General features: G+C 38.0%; 1 protein-coding gene. It reads right to left on the bottom strand.

The window, feature by feature from the left end; translation table 11 throughout:
• Positions 1-107: 107 nt before the first annotated feature.
• A complete protein-coding gene (locus ASU00_RS24120) occupies positions 108-542 on the bottom strand; it encodes a hypothetical protein (protein ID WP_057915964.1) in 435 nt (144 codons plus the stop codon).
• Positions 543-707: the final 165 nt, after the last annotated feature.

The raw sequence follows: 707 nt of genomic DNA, 5'->3' as shown, positions 1-707 counted from the left end.
GCCTTCATGGTTCGGGACTCACACCCTATAGATTGCACCCATGCCGGGCGCACGAAAAAAGCTGCCTTAAAGACAGCTCCGATCTTCAGCTAATGAGGAGTAGCAGTTTAATGGTATTGAAACCAAACAAACCATCCTTTTTCCTTACTTTTAGCTAAAAATATTTGACCTTGGCCTAAGTTAGCTCCAGGTGCTTTGGGGAAATCTAAACGTACAAGCCACGATTTTTCAGCAATTTCTTTGCCACAAAAGGTCTTTGCCATTCCAAAATAGTCTTCTTCATCTTTATTGCCAACTGTTTCGGGAAAAGGTTTGGCAGTTACTACATTCCACTTAGTATATATGTCAGGAAAATCATCTATTCCAGTTCCATAAGTTTTTGGTATTAAAGTATTTAAAGCTTTTATTACCTCTTTTTTATCCTTAATCGATGTTTTCTCTAATTCACTTAACACAGGACATTCTTTAGGTTGTGCATATCCTTGAATTGAACCAAAAAACAACATGGGAATGGTAATAATCAATATATATAGCATTTTCATAAAACTCACCTCTGAAGTTATCTTTCCTAATTTCAAGAAAAATAGTACAGTTTTTGAGGTATAGTAGCTCATTTGTTATTCAACTAATCTGCCCCGTTAGTTCCATAAATCGAGTAGGAGGAGGCGCCTAGCCTCCGACCTCTCACACCACCGTACGTACCGTTC

It is taken from the genome of Peribacillus muralis (assembly GCF_001439925.1).
GTDB lineage: Bacteria > Bacillota > Bacilli > Bacillales > DSM-1321 > Peribacillus > Peribacillus muralis.
The sequence above is the reverse complement of the archived record's forward strand: the minus strand, read 5'-3'. Positions and strand labels throughout refer to the sequence as shown.